Source organism: Microtetraspora glauca (assembly GCF_040656155.1).
Lineage (GTDB): Bacteria > Actinomycetota > Actinomycetes > Streptosporangiales > Streptosporangiaceae > Microtetraspora > Microtetraspora glauca.
The window spans coordinates 110175-127368 of the sequence record NZ_JBFALK010000014.1; the positions used below are offsets into that span (position 1 = coordinate 110175).

Genomic DNA, 17194 nt, shown 5'->3' on the forward strand with positions numbered 1-17194 from the left:
GGCCAATCCCCCGAAGGCTTGGTCGATGCTCACTCTGATCCTGAGGCAGGCCGCGCTGCGCGCCGTCGTCGCCGTACCGACGCTGATCGTGGTCACCTGCTGCACGTACGTCATGCTGTTCTCCATCGGGGATCCCGCGGCCGTCGTGGCCGGAGAGTCCGCCACGCCGGAACAGGTGGCGCAGGTCCGCCAGAGCCTGGGACTGGACCGGTCCGTCGTCGCGCAGTACCTGGACTGGCTGGCCCACGCGGTGCGCGGCGACTTCGGGGAGTCGCTCCACCACCGGGGCGACGTGCTCGGCCTGGTCGGCCAGTACCTGCCGGCGACGCTGCTGCTGTCCTTCCTGGCGCTGGCGGTGGCGGTCCTGGCCTCCGTGCTCATGGGAAGCGCGGTCGGCGCGCGCCCCGGGGGGCTCGTGGACCGCGGCCTGGGAGCGGTCGCCGTGCTGGGCATCGCCGTTCCCAACTTCCTGGTCGGCTACGTGCTCATCCTGGTGTTCTCGCTGTGGTTCGGCTGGTTCCCGTCCGGCGGCTACCGGACTCCGGCCGAGGCGGGCCTGCTGACCACTTTCCGGTTCCTGGTGCTGCCGTCCGCGTCGCTCGCTCTCGGCCTGATGTGCGTCCAGACGCGTACCTTCCGGGCGTCCCTGATCAAGGAGTACGAGGCCGACTACGTCAGGACCGCGCGGATGAAAGGCGTGTCGCCGAGCGGCGTCTTCTTCCGGCACGTGGCACGCAACGCCTCCGCGCCCTGGGTCACGGTCATCGGCCTGGAGATCGGGGTGCTCATCACCGGCGCGTTGCTGGTGGAGTCGGTGTTCTCGATCCCCGGCATCGGCACCCTGACCCTGGAGGCCGTCCAGGGACAGGACTTCCCCGTGGTGCAGGCGTTGGTCACCTTGTTCGCCCTGGTCATCCTGGCGGTCAACCTGGTCACCGATCTCATCGCGCTCTGGCTCAATCCCGCGTCGAGGGGGCTGTCATGACCGAGGTGCTGGAAACCGAGCCGGTCCGGGCGGCCGGGCCCGCGGAACCGACGGCGGGCGCCGGCCGGCGCGTCCGCCTCGGATGGCCGGGGACGCTCGCCCTCGGGTTCGTGCTGATCTGCCTGCTCATCGCGCTGCTCGTGCCGTTCCTCTCGCTCGCGGAACCCAACGAGCAGGACCTGGGCGACACCCTGGCCAGGTACTCCGCCGACCACCTGCTCGGGACCGACCAGCTCGGACGCGATCTGCTCGCCCGGCTGCTCTGGGCGATCCGCACCTCGCTGTTCGCGGGGCTGACGGCGATCGTCGTCGCCACGCTGATCGGGCTTCCCACGGGGATGCTCGCCGGATACCGCCGCGGCTGGTTCGACACGGTCAGCGCCCGGATCGCGGACGTGGTCCTCACCGTCCCCGCGCTCGTGCTCCTGCTCACCGTCCACACCGCGCTCCGTACCGGCATCACGGGGCAGATGGTGACACTCGGGGTGATCTTCGCCCCCCGGATCTACCGCGTCATGCGGGCCGAGACCATCAGGGTGGCGACCATGCCGTACCTGCTGGCCGGCCGGATGTCGGGGTGCTCGCATGTGCGGATCCTGTGGAGATACCTGCTTCCCGGGATCCGCGCCCAGGTCCGCGTCCAGGTCAGCTACCTGCTCGGGCTCTCCCTGCTGATCGAGGCCGGCATCAGCTTCCTCGGAGTCGGCGTCGAGTCACCGGACGCGAGCCTCGGCACCATGCTGTCCGGAGCGGCGGCCATGCTGGCCTCCGACGCCAGGGTCGTGCTGATCCCCGCGGCGGTGCTGTCCCTGTTGATCCTCAGCCTGAACGTGATCGGTGACATCGAGAGCGAGGGGGAGCGCCGTGGCTAGCGAGCCGGGGAAGACCGTGCTCACGGTCGACAACGTGACCGTGGAGCTTGATCGCCCGCACGAGAGCACGCCGCTGGTCACCGACGTCTCCTTCGCCGTCCGGCGGGGCGAGATGGTGGGGATGGTCGGCGAGTCCGGCTCCGGGAAGAGCCTGACCGCGTCGGCGGTGGCGGGCCTGCTGCCCCGCGGTGTACGGCTGGCGCGTGGCGCCGTCGAGATCGACGGCCGGGCGGCCGGTACGGACGCCACCGCGCGTACCCGGCACGACGGCGTGGCGATGGTCTTCCAGAACCCCATGACCAGCCTGAACCCCTCGATGCGGGTGGGAGACCAGGTGGCCGAGGCGATCAGGCTCCGGCGGCCGGGGACCTCCCGCCGCGACGCGCGCAGGGAGGCGGTAGAGGTCCTCGAACGCGTCGAGATCACCCGTCCCGCGGAGCGCGCCCGCCAGTATCCGTTCGAGTTCTCCGGCGGCATGCGGCAACGCGTCATGATCGCCATATCGATCGCGCACCGCCCGTCCGTCCTCGTCGCGGACGAGCCGACCACGGCGCTGGACGTGACCGTGCAACGAGGGGTGATGGACCTCCTCGACCGGCTCCGCGCCGACATGGGGCTCGCCGTGCTCCTCGTGTCCCACGATCTCGCCCTCGTGGGCGAACGGTGCGACCGGCTGCTCGTGATGTACGCCGGAGAGCTGGTGGAGCAGGGCGAGACGGAGAACGTGCTGCGACGCCCGCTGCACCCCTATGTCCGCGCGCTCCAGCGGTGCACCCCGGAACACGCCATCGCGGCCGGCGGCCTGTACTCCCTTCCCGGGCGGGTCCCGCAGGCGGGCGAGGTGCGCACGGGATGCAGGTTCGCGGCCCGGTGCGAGCTTCGCACGGCGGAGTGCGACGAGACGCACCCCACCCTGGACGCCTACGCGCCCGGCCATCTCGTACGGTGCGTCCACGTCGGCCGTCCGGAACAGGATCACCACCATGAGCGTCGAGCGGAAGGCGGAGTCTGACGTGCTCGTCGAGGTCGAGTCGGTCACCAAGACCTACCGCACGGGGAACGGGCTGCGCCGGGGCACGCCGACCGTCGCGGTCGACGGCGTCAGCCTGCGGATCGCCCAGGGCGAATGGATGGGCGTCGTCGGCGAGTCCGGCTCGGGAAAGTCGACCCTGGCCGGCATCGTCTGCGGCGTCGTCCGGCCCGACTCCGGGTCCGTACGCGTCGCGGGCCAGGAGATGTACGCGCGTCGCAGGATGGACCGGACCATCTGGAAGACGGTCCAGATGGTCTTCCAGGATCCGTACACCTCGCTCAACCCGGCGATGACCATCACGGAGATCGTGGCCGAGCCGCTGCGTCTCTGGCACGGCGTGGACAGGCGCGAGGCCGACCGGCAGGCGATGGCGCTGCTGGACCAGGTCGGCCTGTCGTCCGCGGTGGCCGGGCGCAGGCCGGGTGGCCTGTCCGGCGGGCAGCGGCAGCGCGCCTCCATCGCCCGCGCGCTGGCCGTGTCCCCGTCGCTGATCGTGCTCGACGAGTCGGTGTCGGCCCTGGACGTCTCCGTACAGGCGCAGATCCTGCAGCTCCTGCTCGACCTCAAGCGGGAGCGCGACCTCGCCTACCTGCTGATCAGCCATGACATCAGCGTCATCCGGCTCGTCTGCGACCGGATCCTCGTCATGAACAAGGGCGAGGTGGTCGACGAGCACTCGGCCGCGAGCCTGACCGAGGAGACGGCCGACCACCCCTACACCCGCCGCCTCCTTTCGGCCGTGCCGAGGATGACCGCGTCCGGGTGATCGCGTCCGGGTGACCGGGTCCCGTCGCGTGCGTGCGCGGGACCGGTACGGCGTGGCGCCATCGCGGCGTCGCGGCCGTCCCGCCGCCGTCGTTACTCCATCGCCGTCGTCATCCCATCGCCACGGGGCGCAGCCGCGGCTCGCGGGCGGGGGCGAGATGCGCGCGGAGATCGGCCACGAGGGCGGCGCGCACGCCGGCCACGGCGGGGTCGTCCCACCGGTTGACCCACTGGTGCGGATCCTCCTCCAGGTCGTACAGCTCGCCTTCGAAGCCGTCGTAGACGATCTCGCGCTCCGGCGGGCTCATGGCGAAGCTCGCGTACCGGTCGGCCTTCGGCATCCCGTACTCGCGGTCCGTGGGCTCGTAGACGGTGCAGATCCAGCCGTCCTTCACGATCGTCCTCAGCCGGTAGCCCGTGTCGAGCTGGCTGTCCCACTCGATGATCGCCCGTTCCCGGCCCGAGCCCTTCGCGGTGGGGAGCGGAGCGCCCTGCATCCATTCCGGTACGGGAACGCCCGCGATCCGGCAGAACGTGGGAGCCAGGTCGACCTGCTCCACGGGCTCGGGCACCACCGCCGGGGGCACCTCCGCCGACCTGGCCGGCCGCCAGATCATCGGCAGCCGCAGCAGCGCGTCGACGTGGTAGGGCCCCTTGAACAGCAGCCCGAGGTCCCCCTGGAACTCGCCGTGGTCCGTCGTGACGATGACGTCGGTGGCGTCACCCCATCCGCGTTCCTCGATCCTGTTCAGCACGCGCCCGAACGCCTCGTCGAGCATCTCGTTCTTGGCGTGGACCAGCGCGTTGATCTCGCGGATCTGGTCGTGGGTCAGCGCGGCGGGGACGAAGTCGCCGGGGGCGCCGTCGATGTTCGGGACCGAGCCGTCGTACCACGCGAGCCAGTGCGCCGGCCGGTCGGCCAGGATCTCGCGGATCCGCTCGTCGGAGCCCGGGTGTCCCGCCGGGAGGTCCAGGTCGCGCCAGTCGACGCGGGCGCTCTCGGAGGCGGGCAGGTCCCAGGGATGGTGCGGGTCCGGGAAGCTCATCCAGCAGAACCAGTCGTCGTCCTCGTCGAGGGAGTCGAGCCACGCGATCACCCGGTCGGCGACCCAGTCGGTGTGGTAGTGCTCGCGCGGGATCGGGTTGGGCGCGACGCCCGGAGCCCCGGTGTCCCCTCCCGGCGCGGTGGAGAACGTGCGGAGGAACCCGCCGTCCTCGCCCTGGTGGTTCTCCCGCAGCCAGTTGGCGTAGTGCGAGGCGCCGAAGGTGCCGTGCCCGGCGAACTCCACGTGCTCGAACCCTCGGTAGGGACCGTGCTCCCCGGCCAGCGCGAGCCGGTTCTGCTCGTACAGCCCCGCCGGGTCGGCGATCGGCTCGAAGTGGACCTTGCCGATGAGGGCGGTGCGATAGCCCGCGTCGGTCAGCACCTGGGCGACGCTCGGCGCGTCCGGCGGCAGCGGGACGCCGTTGGCGATCACGCCGTGCGTCCGGGGGTACTGCCCGGTGAGCATGCTCGACCGTGCCGGGCTGCACACCGCGTTCGCGCAGTAGGCCCGCTCGTACCGGACGCCCTCCGCGGCCAGGCCGTCCGTCACCGGTGTTCTGGCGATCGTCCCACCGTTGCATCCATAGGCGTCGTAGCGCTGCTGGTCGGTGGTGATGAAGAGAATCTTGCGCCCCATGCTGCCGTCCTCCGGTCTCGCGTCGACGCCGGTGCTCGCGATGCGCGCTCCCGTGGTCGCCGGGAGGGCAAAATTGATACTAACGTCAGAATCAGAAAGGCGCTATGGTGTCGGCTGCCGCCGTGCCGGTAGCCATCGCCGCCGGGCACGCTGAGACCGCCATTGACACGGATAGAGGGCCGACATGCCGATGGACAGGGGAACGGGAGCGGACGACGAGGTGCTCGTCGAGCGCAGGGACGGGGTGCAGATCATCACGATCAACCGTCCGTCGGCGCGCAACGCGCTCAACGCGGCGGTGGCCCGGCGCGTCGCCGACGCCGTCGACGAGCTGGACGCGTCGGACGAGCTGAGAGTGGGCGTCCTGACCGGAGCGGGCGGGGTGTTCTCGGCCGGAATGGACCTCAAGGCGTTCCTCGCGGGCGAGAGCCCGAGCATCGAGGGCCGTGGCCTGGCCGGCATCAGCGTGACCCCGCCGGCCAAGCCGCTCATCGCCGCCGTCGAGGGATGGGCCCTGGCGGGCGGCTTCGAACTCGTGCTGGCCTGCGACCTCGTGGTGGCGGGGGAGACCGCGAGATTCGGCGTCCCCGAGGTGAAGCGTTCTCTCGTGGCGGCCGCGGGCGGCGCGCTCCTCCTCCCGCGCCGGGTCCCGTTCATCGTCGCCATGGAGATGCTGCTGACCGGCGAGCCGATCGGCGCGCGGCGTGCCATGGAGGCCGGGCTGGTTAACCGGGTCGTACCCGAAGGGACCGCCCTGGAGGAGGCGCTCGCGCTCGCGGCCGCGGTGGCGGCGGGCGGCCCGCTCGCGGTCTCCGCCACCAAGAAGATCGCCCGCGCCGGCTCCGACTGGACGCTCGATGAAGCATGGGCGGAGCAGCAGAAGATCATCGACCCGGTCTTCGACTCCGAGGACGCGCGCGAGGGCGCCACCGCCTTCGCCGAGAAGCGCCCGCCCGTCTGGAAGGGCCGTTGAGCGGGGCGCGGCACGCGCGTTGACCGTCGAGTCCGGGCGACGCCGGCGGCGTCACACCTCCGCGACGAGGAGCCGGTATCCGGCGTCGAACTCCTCCCGCTCCAGGAGGTCGGCGTGCCGCTCATGCCGACGGCCCGACACCAGTCCGCGGCGAGCCGCGCCTACCGTCCGGCGAAGGCCACACCCGCCGCCGCCGCGATCACCGTCGTGATGACGACCATGACGAGGATCGTGGCGAGTGGGTTCCCGCGCTTGACGGGGCGCTTCGCCGCGCGGCGCACCCGCGTCCGGGGAGTGGTCGTCACCGGGGAAGGTGAGGGCGGCGGTTCCACGACGCGGCGCGCCGGCGGGCTCGGCTTCTCCGGACGCGGTGTGACCTGCCGAACCGGCGGTGTCGGAGCCGGTGTCGGAGCCGGTGTCGGCGTCGGTGCCGGAGGGGGTGTCTGCTCGACGACCGGTTCCGGCGGAGGCACCGGTCGGGGCGGCGAGCATTCGGGACGGCAGTCGCAAGGAGGAATCCCTATGCCGATCCCCAGTCCCAGGCTGACCACCGTGTCCAGCTCGACACAGACCGATATCTCCAGGCCGGCCGCCGGGCCGTCGTCGCCGGAGCCGCCCGAGTCGCCCGTACGGAGTGGTGCGCGCGCGGCCACGGCCCGCGCGGCGGACGAGGTGGCCGCGTCGGCCGACGCGGGGGCGGCGTCCAGCGGTCCCGCGACCACGGAACCGATGAGCACCGCACCCGCGAGCAGTCCGGCCCACGGCGCCGGCACGCGTCGAACTCCCATGCTCACCGGCCCAGAGGGATCTGCTGGATCTCCTGCAGTGCCGCCGTGAGCGCGTCCGGCTTGACCGCCAGCCCGCCGCTGAACACGTGCGAGATGTCCCACGCCTGGTAGACGCCGACCCCGAGCAGCGCCGCCATCACCATCAGGGGCAGGATCGTCATGCCACGGGGCCGGGCACCCGCGAGGAACGGGAAGACGATGACCACGACACCGGTCAGGATCGTCAGGGCCAGGACTCCGGAGGGAGGCGTGGCCTTGGCGTCCGCCGCCCTCTGATGGCGGGCGGCCGACAGGTCGGCGACGGCGTCCAGGACCGCGCTGCGGGCGTTCTCCGCCTCGTCTCCGGTCAGGCTCATGCTCGTCACCTGGACGCGGAGCTGGTTGAGCCGCGCCGAACCTTCGGAGCTGAGTCGCCCCTGCGCCATGAGCGGCCATTCCTTGTCGAGCACGAAGCCGAGGTAGCCGCGCAACTGCGCCTGCACCTCAGAAGCGGCCGGAGCGGGCAGCGCCGTGGACGCCCAGTAGGTCTCCACGGCCGCCTCGCCCTCGGCGTAGGTGTTCTCACGGGCGGCGTCGGTCGTCGTCCACGGCACGATGATCGCGATCGCGAACACCAGCAGGAACAACGCCGACAGCATCGATCCCGCGTGGCCCGTGGAGGGACCGCCGGGATCACGGTCGTCCGTGCCCCGGTCGAGTTTCCTGAAGAGGAAGGCGGCCAGGGCCACCGTGCCGATCGCCGAGGCGATGGCGAGTACGCAGACCAGCATGACGATCCCCCATTGCGATTCTGTGGCAGAGAGCCCCGACACTTTGCCGGTCGCGTGCCGTCACATAACTATCACAATGAGTGATGTTTGGGATGTCGCTGGGGGCACACCGGCGGGAGGTGACTCCAGGAAAACGTCCGACCTCGCCCGCCCCTCTCGATCCATGGCTGCGAGAGGCCCTGCCGACGTCGGCCTCAGGAGATCACGGCACGCACGGCACTGCCGTCTCATGACAGGAGAAGGCCGGTTCCGAAGATCGGAGCCGGCCTCCCAGCCGGTACGTCCGGGTCGAGGTGCGCCGGGTGGCGGCAGGATGCGGCCTTGTCGTCGTCACGAGGCGGTGCCGTCCCACAGGACAGTGCTGTGGGCGTCGACGAGCGCGCCGATACGGGTAAGGACGTCGCCCGCGGGCCGTGGGTCGAGGCGGCGCCCGTCACGCAGGCGAAGGGCGACGTGGTCGTCGGCGGCCTCCTTGGCGCCGATGACGGCGTGGTAGGGCACAAGGCGGGCATCCCGGACGCGGGCCCCCAGGCTGCCGCGTTCCGGCCCGGCGATTTCAGCCCGCAGCCCGAGGTCGACGCATCGCCGGGCGAGCGCCGCGGCGTTCGGCAGCTCGGCTTCGGAGACCGGGAGGATCATCAACTGGGTGGGGGAGAGCCAGGCGGGGAAGGCGCCGCCGTGCTGCTCGATGAGGTGGGCGACGGCGCGTTCCACGCTGCCGATGATGCTGCGGTGGATCATGACCGGCCGGTGTTTCGCGCCGTCCGCGCCGATGTAGTGCAGGTCGAACTGCTCGGGCTGATGGAAGTCGACCTGGACGGTGGACAGGGTGGATTCCCGGCCGGCACTGTCGGTGATCTGAACGTCGATCTTGGGTCCGTAGAACGCGGCCTCCCCCTCGGCCGCCTCGTAGGACAGGCCGGAGCGGTCGAGGACATCGGTCAGCAGGGCGGTGGATCGCCGCCACATCTCGGGAGCGGCGACGTACTTCCCGCCAGGGCCCGGGAGGGAGAGCCGGTAGCGGCTCGGGCTGATGCCGAGCGCCTCGTATGCCCGGCCGATCATCTCCAGGGCGGCCTGTGCCTCCTCGGCGACCTGGTCCAGAGTGCAGAAGATGTGCGCGTCGTTCAGCTGGATGGCCCGGACGCGGGTCAGCCCGCCGAGCACACCCGAGAGTTCGGAGCGGTACATGGCCCCCAGTTCGGCCATCCGCAGGGGCAGCTCACGGTAGCTGTGCGAGCGGGAGCGATAGATCACCGCGTGGTGGGGACACAGGCTCGGCCGCAGGACGACCTGCTCACCGCCGAGGTCCATCGGAGGGAACATGTCGTCGCTGTAATGCGACCAGTGCCCCGAGATCTCGTACAGCTCCCGCTTGCCGAGCACCGGCGAGTACACGTGCCGGTAGCCCGCCCGCCGCTCGGCGGCGCGGATGTACTCCTCCAGGGTGTGCCGTACGGCCGCGCCATCGGGCAGCCAGTACGGCAGGCCCGAGCCGATCAGCGGGTCGGTGTCGAACAGGCCCAGCTCGCGGCCGAGCTTGCGGTGGTCATGCATGGCGGTCTCCTCGCGTACGTCGGGCGAGCGACCGAAAGACGAAGCCCCGGGGCACTCGCCCCGGGGCTTCGGACTAAGACTGTTGTCAGCGCGCCGGGACACTCTCCGGCGTCGTCGTCATGGCAGCGCGCTTCATGCCGGTAACCGTAGCAGAGCGTCGCGACGTCCAGGCGATCATTTCTGCGCAAACCGTATTCGCATCTGCCGAACGTTGATATAGGGGAGTTCGGGCGGCACGCTGGACCGGTGGCCTTCCGATGATCGGCGCGCAGCCGATCGTGGGCCCGCGTGGTGAGCCGGTCACCGTACCGGCGAGCCCGTACCGCCTGGCTGCTCGCCGAAGTCGACCCCTCAGTGCTGGAGGCACGATGGACCTGGAGCCGATCCCCACCGACGAGCTGATCTTCCGGCTGCCGGAGATGTTCGACAGCGTCGAGGCCGAGCGCCGGCACCGCCAGGAGCGCCTGGTCGCCGCGCTGCGCCTGTTCGGCAGGTTCGGCTTCGAGGAGGGGGTGGCCGGGCACATCACCGCCCGCGACCCCGAGCATCCGGACCACTTCTGGGTCAACCCGTTCGGCATGAGCTTCAAGCACATCAAGGTCAGCGACCTCATCCTGGTCAACCACCAGGGCCAGGTCGTACACGGCAGGTACCACGTCAACCAGGCCGCCTTCGCCATCCACGCGATGGTCCACCAGGCCCGCCCCGACGCGGTCGCCGCCGCGCACTCGCACTCGGTGTACGGCAAGGCGCTGTCCTCGCTCGGCACGCTGCTGGAGCCGCTGACCCAGGACGCCTGCGCCTTCTACGAGGACCACGGCCTGTTCGACGACTACACCGGCGTGGTGGTGGAGATCGAGGAAGGCCGGCGCATCGCCCAGGCGCTCGGCTCGCACAAGGCCGTCATCCTGCGCAACCACGGGCTGCTGACGGTGGGTGACTCCGTGGACGCCGCCGCCTGGTGGTTCATCACGATGGAGCGCTCGTGCCAGGCCCAGCTGCTGGCCAAGGCGGCGGGGCCGACCGTGCCGATCGACCATGAGCAGGCCAAGCTCACCCACGGCCAGATCGGCAACGACCTGGTCGGCTGGATCAGCTTTCAGCCCCTCTACGAGCAGATCGTCCGCTCCGACACCGACATGTTCGACTGATCTCCCGGATGCCCATGATCTGAGGGGTCTCGGCCGTCACCGGAGGCGGGGGAACCGCCGCAGGGGTAATCCGGTCGGGCTCGGAGCCTCGACGCGCACCTGCGGGAGTCAGTCGCGGGGGCCGCGGTAGCCGAGGCGGCCACGGGTGACGGCGAGAAGCACGACGGACGCGAGGCCGTAGCCGAGAGCGCCCGCGGTGAGCATCGTCAGGCCGTCGGCGTCGGGCCGCGTGGGCATGCTCATCGGGCGGATCCTCCGTGGGGTGGGGGGTTTGCGGGAACGAGATGAAATTCCAGCAGTTCGCCCCCGCCCGAGTCGCTCCCACCACCTGCTCGAAATGCCGTACAGCGTCCTGCCGCACCGAGGTACAGCAGGCTGGAACGCGAGAGGCCCGAGACCTGCCGGTGGCAGGGGCCCGGGGCCTCGTCGGCGGAGAGGGCGCGGCGGGCTCAGCCGCGGCGCCGGGTGTCCTCTGAAGGGCTCCTAACAAAAGTGGTGGACTTGACCTGGTCAGCGGTCGGTGTCGCGCACGAGGCCGCTTGGTAGCGGGACGCGGTCAGCCGCGCGATCGCACGCGATAAACCCGGTGAAGTCGACGATCGCCCCCGGGATACTGGTCGCCCATGGATGAGGTCAAAATGGTCGTCGCCCATTCCGAGCGCGCGACCCTGCGCGTCGGCGACGTGTTCCTGAAGGTGGACGCCGATCAGGCGCGCATCGACGTCGAGGTCGAGGCGATGGCCCTGGCGCCGGTCCCGACCCCGAAGGTCCTGTGGCACAAGCCGCCGGTGCTCGCGATCGCCGCGGTCCCGGGGACGGCGCTCGGCCGCCTCGGCGAGCCGTCGACCGCGTCCCCGGCAGCGTGGGCCGCGGCGGGCGCCGCCATCCGGAGGTTGCACGACGCGCCGTTGCCGCCCAGGTCCGGCCAGGCCGGCCGGGGCCTCGACGAGTTGGCGGCGGATCTCGACGGCGAGTGCGAGTGGCTCGTGACGAACGGCGTCCTGCCCGCCGACCTGGTCACCCGCAACCGCCAGGTCGCCGAGGCCGCGCTCCGGCCGTGGACACCGGTCTTCACGCACGGCGACCTGCAGATCGATCACGTGTTCGTCGACGGCGACGGGATCACGGGCATCATCGACTGGTCCGAGGCAGGCCAAGGTGATGCCCTGTACGACCTCGCCACCGTGACGCTCGGACACGAGGAGCACCTCGGCGACGTCGTCGCCGGCTACGGCACCGACGTCGACCTCGACGTGATCCGCGCGTGGGGGTCGGTGCGAAGCCTGCTGAATGTTCGCTGGCTGGTCGAGCACGGCTTCGACCCGTTCGCGCCGGGCTGTGAGGTCGACGTGCTGAGATCCCGGCTGTGAGGCTGCGCGGGCCCGACTGCTATGAAAAGTCCTGTGTGGGAGCTGTCGATCACCGCCCTGGACCAGTCACGCTTGCCCGTGGCATGCGGCTCGCCCAGCAGTAGTTCGTGCAGCTTCTGCCACACCCCGGCCTGGCGCCGGTCCCGTAGCCTCCGCCGGCAGGTCATCCCCGAGCCGAAACCCAGCTCTTGCGGCAGGACGGCGGTGACCCTCCGGTCCGCCCGGTCGGTGGGCGCCAGGTCGAGCTTGGCGAAGATACTGCGGATGTGCTTGTGCACGGCGCCTTCGGTGACGAAGAGCCGTTCGGCGATGGCCGCGTTGCCCAGGCCCTCCGCCATCAGGCGAGCACGTCGCGTTCCCGGGCGGTCAGCCGTTCCAGCCCGCTGTCGGTACGGGTGCGCGTGAGCAGTTGCGTGACGACGTCCGGGTCGATGGCCGTGCCGCCACCGGCCACCCGGTGCAGGGCGTCGAGGAACTGCTCGACGCGGCCGACCCGCTCCTTGAGCAGATAGCCGAGCCTCGAGGACCCGCTGCCCCGGCAGTGCCTGCAGGCGGGCCATCCCCGGTCCGACGGTCCAGAACACGAAGGTGGGGGCGGCGTCGTCCCCGGGCAGGATCCGCCACCACAGCGGGTACGTGAGGTCCTGCACGGAGTTCAGCGCCGCCGTCGCGCCCCACCGGGCTGAGAAACCGGTCACCGCCTACTGATCATCGGCGTGGTCTCAAGGGCGGGGTGAGTTTGACGGCGAGGCTGATGACCGCGGCCCCGACGGCGGCGATGGCCACGGCGATCAGGTTGTCATAGAGGTCGCCGGGATCGAAGGCGAAGAAGTCCTGGACGAACGGGAGGGTGAGCGCGAGCACGAAGAGCCCGGCCATGGCCGCGACCAGCCCGATCCGCCAGGCCGTCACGGGGCGTACGACCAGCACGAGCACCCACCAGGTGACCAGGAACAGGGTGATGACGGCGGAGGTGCGGTCCTGCTCCAGGGTGGAGGCGGGGATGTGCCCGGCCCAGAAGGACAGGAGCACCGCGGCCGCGCACGCGACGCCCGCGGGTACGGCGAAGCGCAGCACCCGGGGCACGAACCCCGGTTCGGCTCGCTGAAGGGTGGGCGCCAACGCGAGGAAGAAGGCGGGGACACCGATGGTGAGCGCGTTGACCAGGGTGGAGTGCCGCGGCGCGAAGGGGAAGGCCAGCCCGATCACGCCGGTGAGCAGCGACAGTGTGATGGCGTAGAAGGTCTTGGTGAGGAACAGGTTGGAGACGCGCTCGATGTTGGCCAGCACCCTGCGTCCTTCGCCCACCAGGTAGGGAAGAGTGGAGAAGCGGTTCTCCAGGAGGACCACCTGAGCGACCGCCTTGGTGGCGGGGCTGCCCGCGCCCATCGCGATGCCGAGGTCGGCGTCCTTGAGCGCGAGCACGTCGTTGACGCCGTCGCCGGTCATCGCCACCACGTGGCCGCGTGACTGGAGCGCGCCGACGAACATCCGCTTCTGATGGGGGGTGACCCGTCCGAAAACGGTGTTGGCGTCGAGGATCTCGGCGATCTTGTCCGGGTCGTCGTCGGGGAGGGTGCGTGAGTCGACGGCCTTGTCGCCCCCGGGTATGCCAAGGGTGGTGGCGATGGCGGAGACGGCCTGCGGGTTGTCGCCAGAGATGACCTTGACGGTGACGCCCTGCTTGGCGAAGTACGCCAGGGTTTCCTGGGCGTCGGGGCGCAGGCGCTGCGTGAGCGTGACAAGCGCGACGGCCTCCGCGCCCTGCCCGCTCTGCCCGTCCAGGCCGGGGGCGCGACAGAGCGCGAGCACGCGGGCACCGGTGGAGGCGAGGGCGCTCGCCTCGGCATGCGCGGGGCTGCCGGGGTCGATGAGGACGTCCGGAGCGCCGAGGATCCACGCTCCGTGGCCGTCGAAGTCCGCGCCGCTCCACTTGCGGGCGGAGGAGAACGGCACCCGGTGCCTGGCCGTCCAGCCGGGCGGTGCGGAGGGGTAGCGGGCCTGGATGGCCTGAGCCGTGGGGTTGGGGCGCGGGTCGGCGTTGGCGAGGGCGGCGAGAGCGTCCTCGACCGGCTCGCCATCGCGCAGCGGCAGCACCTCGCCGAGGTCCATCCCGCCGGCGGTGAGGGTACCGGTCTTGTCCAGGCACAGGACGTCCACCCTGGCCAGGCCCTCGATCGCGGGGAGCTCCTGCACCAGACACTTGCGACGGCCCAGGCGTACGACGCCGACCGCGAAGGCGATGCTGGTCATCAGCACCAGCCCCTCGGGGATCATGGTGACGATGCCGGCCACGGCGCCGGTGATGGCGGTCCCGAAGTCCGCGTGGTGGCCAACCTGGCTGTAGATCAGCAACGCGCCGATGGGGACGACCAGCCAGGTGATGTACTTGATGAAGCGGGCGACGCCGTCGCGCAGCTCGGAGCGGGCCAGCGCGAACGTGCTCGCGGCGGCGGTCAGGCGCGCGGCGTAGGCGTCCGCGCCGACCTTGGTGGCGGTGAACGCGCCCGAGCCGGCGACGACGAAGCTGCCCGACAGCACCTGGTCGCCCGGCTCCTTGTGAATGGGATCGGCCTCGCCGTTCAGCAGCGACTCGTCGACCTCCAGCCCCTCGGAGGCGACGACCTCGCCGTCGACGAGCAGCCGGTCACCGGGCCCGACGAGGATGAGATCGCCGAGCACGACGTCGCGCGGCGCGATCTCCCGCTCCGAGCCGTCCCTGCGCACCCTGACGGGAGCCTCGTTGACCACGGCCAGGCGGTCGAGGGTGCGTTTGGCGCGTAGTTCCTGCACGATGCCGATCAGCGAGTTGGCCACGATGACCAGCCCGAACAGCCCGTCCTTCCACTCGCCGAAGATCATGATGAGCAGCCACAGGATGGCGATCACCAGGTTGAACAGGGTGAGGACATTGGCTCTGACGATCGCGCCGAAGGATCTGCTCGACCTGCGCGGTACGTCGTTGCGTTTCGCCACGGCCACTTGCGCTGACGTGAGCCCGTCCACTCAATTCCCCCAAAGCCCCTGAATCCGGCGGATCTTCCGGCTAAGAGACTGCCAGTTCTCGGGTAGCCGGTTCCACACGTTGCGGCACGCCGTACAGGGTGGCAGACCCGCGCCGGACCGCGCCCAGGAGGTGACGCTTCCGCGAACGCCTCCCTGGAACAGCATCAGGCAGCGGACTCACCTGTCGGCCTTCGTCGTGGTCACGTGCGCCTTGGCCGGAGCGCATGATCAGACGAAGGCCGCCTCGAATTCCAGCGAATGCCCAGGTGAGCGAACCCGTTCGAGACACCGTTCGAGGCCCGAGGTTCAAGAGCGGCTCAGGGCGAAGAGCACCTGTTCAGTCGATGATCGCGGTGGCTTCGACCTCGACCAGATGGTCGGGTACGTCCAGCGCCGCGACGCCCAGCAGCGTGCCCGGCGGTACCGGGGTGACCCCCAACTTCGCGGCCGCCCGAGCGACCCCCTCCAGGAACAGGCGCAGCTTGTCGGGGGTCCAGTCGACGACGTAGACGGTCAGTTTCGCCACGTCGTCGAAGGAACCACCGACCTCGGCCAAGGCAGTGCCGATGTTCAGGTAGCACTGCTCGACCTGAGCGGCGAGGTCACCTTCGCCGACCGTGATCCCATCGGCATCCCAGGCGACCTGCCCGGCGATGAAGACCAGCTTCGATCCAGACGCGATCGACACCTGCCGGTAGGCGTCGATTTCCGGCAGTCCGCTGGGGTTCACCAGGGTGATGGCCATATTGCCTGCCTCCTTGTCATGAGAGCCCGTGAGCTCGCTTCCACCGAACCTCGACGCATGTGCTCTCTTGCGGTTACTCAGGAACCGTAGGAGAGTGGCCGCTGACATGGAAGAACGCACTTTTCAGTGACTGGGGAACCTCATGGTGACCAAGCAGCTCAAGGGTTCGCCCGACGAAGCGGACCTGACACGCGCGGACTCTTTGGCGCGGGAGATCTTCTCGGACGTCGCCAACAAGTGGGCGTTCCTGATCATCGAGTCCCTCGGTGAAGGCACCCTGCGCTTCAGCGAGTTGCGGAACGAGATCGAGGGCATCAGCCACAAGATGCTCACCCAGAACCTGCGCATGCTGGAGCGCAACGGCCTGGTCGAGCGGAGCGTGCACCCCACCGTGCCGCCGCGGGTCGAGTACACCCTCACCAGGCCGGGCCGAGCCCTACGCGCGACCGTCGATGGAATGTGCGCCTGGACCCAGGAATACCTCGGTGACATCGAGGCATCGCGCCGCCGCTTCGACGCCTGACAGGTGAGGCACTCGCACGCGAAGCCATCGGCCGGGCATCGCTCGTGCCTGATTCCGTCTGGTTCGGGTCAGGTGCCTCGCCCGGTCGCGATGGATTCGCCGGCGAGGCGGCGGGCCATGAGGTCGATCAGGGCGATGCGGATCGTGGCCGCGGAGTGGGACAGGTCGCGGGTTTCGTGTAGCGCGGTGCGCGCTCGGGGCTGGGCGCAGCCCGGCCGAGCCGTCCCTCGGTGATTGGAGCGCCGCTTCCTTCCCGTGTCGATCAGCTCAGCGGTGCGGCCGGGGGACCTGGGCGAATGTGGACAGCCTGAACCACTGGGGCAGGGCGCGACGTAGCGCCTGTGGGCCGTGTACCTCGACAGTCCCGGAGCGGAGGGCGTCGGACCAGGTGAGATCGCCACGCCAGATCTCGGTCATCCGCCGCAGTCCCACGATCACCTTCACGGTCAGCGGATAGCCGGGATCGTCGTCGCATACGTCGGCCTCGCCGCGGGTGATGACCAGCCACCAGTCGCGGGTTTGCGCTGCCACATCGGTGAAGCTGAACTGCACCACCGTGCGCTGTTCAGGGATGACGTCGTAGTCGACGTTGCGGTGCATGTCCCACAGCAGCAATTGCGGGTCGAGGTCCTCGTCGCCCAGCTCAGGGATCCAGCGGATGCCCCAGGCGCCCAGTGCTTCGACCACCGGCTGCAGCTCATGCCCGGCCGGGGTGAGCAGGTACCGCACCCGGTTGCCGTCGGGACGGCGCTCCAGAATGCCGGCGCGTTCCAGCCGGTTCAGTCGCCGGGACAGCAGGGAGGGTGACATCCTCGGCACCCCGCGGCGCAGCTCGTTGAAGTACCGGCTTCCGGTGACCAACTCCCGGATGATGAGCAGCGTCCAGCGCTCGTCGAGCAGCTCCATCGCCTTCGCGACAGGGCAGAATTGTCCGTACGAGGATCCCACGCCGATCAGGGTAACCCCGAGACGAA

16 protein-coding genes and 1 pseudogene are annotated in these 17194 nt (G+C 70.3%); 8 read left to right on the forward strand and 9 right to left on the reverse strand.

The window, feature by feature from the left end:
* Nucleotides 1–25 precede the first annotated feature (25 nt).
* Genes AB0I59_RS24840 through AB0I59_RS24855 form a run of 4 tightly spaced genes read left to right on the forward strand, consistent with a single transcriptional unit; the run spans nucleotide 26 to nucleotide 3656 of the window.
* Nucleotides 26–985: an ABC transporter permease gene (locus AB0I59_RS24840; protein WP_061253977.1), complete on the forward strand. Its 960-nt coding sequence runs from the start codon at nucleotides 26–28 to the stop codon at nucleotides 983–985.
* Nucleotides 982–1857 (forward strand): ABC transporter permease, encoded by an 876-nt coding sequence (locus AB0I59_RS24845; RefSeq protein WP_358136451.1) that lies wholly within the window; start codon nucleotides 982–984, stop codon nucleotides 1855–1857. The genes AB0I59_RS24840 and AB0I59_RS24845 overlap by 4 nt, the downstream gene beginning before the upstream one ends.
* The gene (locus AB0I59_RS24850) at nucleotides 1850–2869 is read left to right on the forward strand and encodes an ABC transporter ATP-binding protein (protein WP_358136454.1); all 1020 of its coding nucleotides are present in this window, start codon (nucleotides 1850–1852) and stop codon (nucleotides 2867–2869) included. The genes AB0I59_RS24845 and AB0I59_RS24850 overlap by 8 nt, the downstream gene beginning before the upstream one ends.
* Entirely contained in the window at nucleotides 2841–3656 is an 816-nt protein-coding gene (locus AB0I59_RS24855) for an ABC transporter ATP-binding protein (RefSeq protein WP_358136457.1), read from the forward strand. Before AB0I59_RS24850 ends, AB0I59_RS24855 begins: the two co-directional genes overlap by 29 nt.
* A gap of 109 nt (nucleotides 3657–3765) precedes the next feature.
* Here the strand turns inward: AB0I59_RS24855 and AB0I59_RS24860 are convergent, their stop codons facing one another.
* On the reverse strand, nucleotides 3766–5337 hold the full coding sequence (locus AB0I59_RS24860; protein ID WP_061253973.1) for a sulfatase family protein: 1572 nt from the start codon (nucleotides 5335–5337) through the stop codon (nucleotides 3766–3768).
* 184 nt (nucleotides 5338–5521) lie between these two features.
* Between AB0I59_RS24860 and AB0I59_RS24865 the strand changes: the two genes are divergently transcribed.
* Nucleotides 5522–6310 carry a crotonase/enoyl-CoA hydratase family protein gene (locus AB0I59_RS24865; protein WP_435831054.1) on the forward strand — a complete coding sequence of 263 codons (789 nt, stop codon included), beginning with the start codon at nucleotides 5522–5524 and terminating at the stop codon, nucleotides 6308–6310.
* Between the two features lie 161 nt (nucleotides 6311–6471).
* Here AB0I59_RS24865 and AB0I59_RS24870 read toward each other — a convergent pair whose 3' ends face one another.
* The 3 genes from AB0I59_RS24870 to thrS form a co-directional block, all read right to left on the reverse strand.
* Nucleotides 6472–7083: a hypothetical protein gene (locus tag AB0I59_RS24870; protein WP_358136460.1), complete on the reverse strand. Its 612-nt coding sequence runs from the start codon at nucleotides 7081–7083 to the stop codon at nucleotides 6472–6474.
* Nucleotides 7084–7100: 17 nt separating this feature from the next.
* Nucleotides 7101–7868 (reverse strand): bestrophin-like domain, encoded by a 768-nt coding sequence (locus tag AB0I59_RS24875; RefSeq protein ID WP_061254171.1) that lies wholly within the window; start codon nucleotides 7866–7868, stop codon nucleotides 7101–7103.
* 330 nt (nucleotides 7869–8198) lie between these two features.
* A complete protein-coding gene (thrS, locus tag AB0I59_RS24880; protein ID WP_358136462.1) occupies nucleotides 8199–9527 on the reverse strand; it encodes a threonine--tRNA ligase in 1329 nt (442 codons plus the stop codon).
* Between the two features lie 266 nt (nucleotides 9528–9793).
* On the opposite strand from thrS, the gene AB0I59_RS24885 reads away from it, so the two are divergent.
* Nucleotides 9794–10576, forward strand: coding sequence for a class II aldolase/adducin family protein (locus AB0I59_RS24885; RefSeq protein ID WP_358136464.1), 783 nt, complete (start codon nucleotides 9794–9796; stop codon nucleotides 10574–10576).
* Between the two features lie 108 nt (nucleotides 10577–10684).
* On the opposite strand, the gene AB0I59_RS24890 is transcribed toward AB0I59_RS24885, so the two are convergent.
* Nucleotides 10685–10819, reverse strand: a complete 135-nt coding sequence (locus AB0I59_RS24890) for a hypothetical protein (RefSeq protein ID WP_358136466.1) — start codon at nucleotides 10817–10819, stop codon at nucleotides 10685–10687.
* A 380-nt stretch (nucleotides 10820–11199) separates the two neighbouring features.
* On the opposite strand from AB0I59_RS24890, the gene AB0I59_RS24895 reads away from it, so the two are divergent.
* Nucleotides 11200–11946: a phosphotransferase family protein gene (locus AB0I59_RS24895; RefSeq protein WP_061253969.1), complete on the forward strand. Its 747-nt coding sequence runs from the start codon at nucleotides 11200–11202 to the stop codon at nucleotides 11944–11946.
* Between the two features lie 194 nt (nucleotides 11947–12140).
* Here AB0I59_RS24895 and AB0I59_RS24905 read toward each other — a convergent pair.
* From AB0I59_RS24905 to AB0I59_RS24915, 3 genes and pseudogenes are all read right to left on the reverse strand, one after another.
* Nucleotides 12141–12475 (reverse strand): annotated as a pseudogene (locus AB0I59_RS24905) (response regulator transcription factor); the annotation flags it as partial.
* A gap of 179 nt (nucleotides 12476–12654) precedes the next feature.
* Nucleotides 12655–14922, reverse strand: coding sequence for an HAD-IC family P-type ATPase (locus tag AB0I59_RS24910; protein WP_358136468.1), 2268 nt, complete (start codon nucleotides 14920–14922; stop codon nucleotides 12655–12657).
* A gap of 367 nt (nucleotides 14923–15289) precedes the next feature.
* Complete coding sequence (locus tag AB0I59_RS24915) at nucleotides 15290–15697, reverse strand: RidA family protein (RefSeq protein ID WP_358136471.1); 408 nt, start codon at nucleotides 15695–15697, stop codon at nucleotides 15290–15292.
* Between the two features lie 142 nt (nucleotides 15698–15839).
* Here AB0I59_RS24915 and AB0I59_RS24920 point away from each other — a divergent pair, with 142 nt between their 5' ends.
* Complete coding sequence (locus AB0I59_RS24920; protein WP_061253966.1) at nucleotides 15840–16220, forward strand: winged helix-turn-helix transcriptional regulator; 381 nt, start codon at nucleotides 15840–15842, stop codon at nucleotides 16218–16220.
* A gap of 267 nt (nucleotides 16221–16487) precedes the next feature.
* Here AB0I59_RS24920 and AB0I59_RS24925 read toward each other — a convergent pair whose 3' ends face one another.
* Nucleotides 16488–17168, reverse strand: a complete 681-nt coding sequence (locus tag AB0I59_RS24925) for a winged helix-turn-helix transcriptional regulator (protein WP_061253965.1) — start codon at nucleotides 17166–17168, stop codon at nucleotides 16488–16490.
* Nucleotides 17169–17194 lie beyond the last annotated feature (26 nt).

What these genes read in the sequence shown, in the direction of transcription:
- AB0I59_RS24840 (WP_061253977.1), top strand. Translation starts at nt 26, where the DNA reads ATGCTCACTCTGATCCTGAGGCAGGCCGCGCTGCGCGCCGTCGTCGCC.
- AB0I59_RS24845 (WP_358136451.1), top strand. Translation starts at nt 982, where the DNA reads ATGACCGAGGTGCTGGAAACCGAGCCGGTCCGGGCGGCCGGGCCCGCG.
- AB0I59_RS24855 (WP_358136457.1), top strand. Translation starts at nt 2,841, where the DNA reads ATGAGCGTCGAGCGGAAGGCGGAGTCTGACGTGCTCGTCGAGGTCGAG.
- AB0I59_RS24860 (WP_061253973.1), bottom strand. Translation starts at nt 5,337, where the DNA reads ATGGGGCGCAAGATTCTCTTCATCACCACCGACCAGCAGCGCTACGAC.
- AB0I59_RS24865 (WP_435831054.1), top strand. Translation starts at nt 5,522, where the DNA reads ATGCCGATGGACAGGGGAACGGGAGCGGACGACGAGGTGCTCGTCGAG.
- AB0I59_RS24875 (WP_061254171.1), bottom strand. Translation starts at nt 7,868, where the DNA reads ATGCTGGTCTGCGTACTCGCCATCGCCTCGGCGATCGGCACGGTGGCC.
- AB0I59_RS24885 (WP_358136464.1), top strand. Translation starts at nt 9,794, where the DNA reads ATGGACCTGGAGCCGATCCCCACCGACGAGCTGATCTTCCGGCTGCCG.
- AB0I59_RS24890 (WP_358136466.1), bottom strand. Translation starts at nt 10,819, where the DNA reads ATGAGCATGCCCACGCGGCCCGACGCCGACGGCCTGACGATGCTCACC.
- AB0I59_RS24895 (WP_061253969.1), top strand. Translation starts at nt 11,200, where the DNA reads ATGGATGAGGTCAAAATGGTCGTCGCCCATTCCGAGCGCGCGACCCTG.
- AB0I59_RS24915 (WP_358136471.1), bottom strand. Translation starts at nt 15,697, where the DNA reads ATGGCCATCACCCTGGTGAACCCCAGCGGACTGCCGGAAATCGACGCC.
- AB0I59_RS24920 (WP_061253966.1), top strand. Translation starts at nt 15,840, where the DNA reads ATGGTGACCAAGCAGCTCAAGGGTTCGCCCGACGAAGCGGACCTGACA.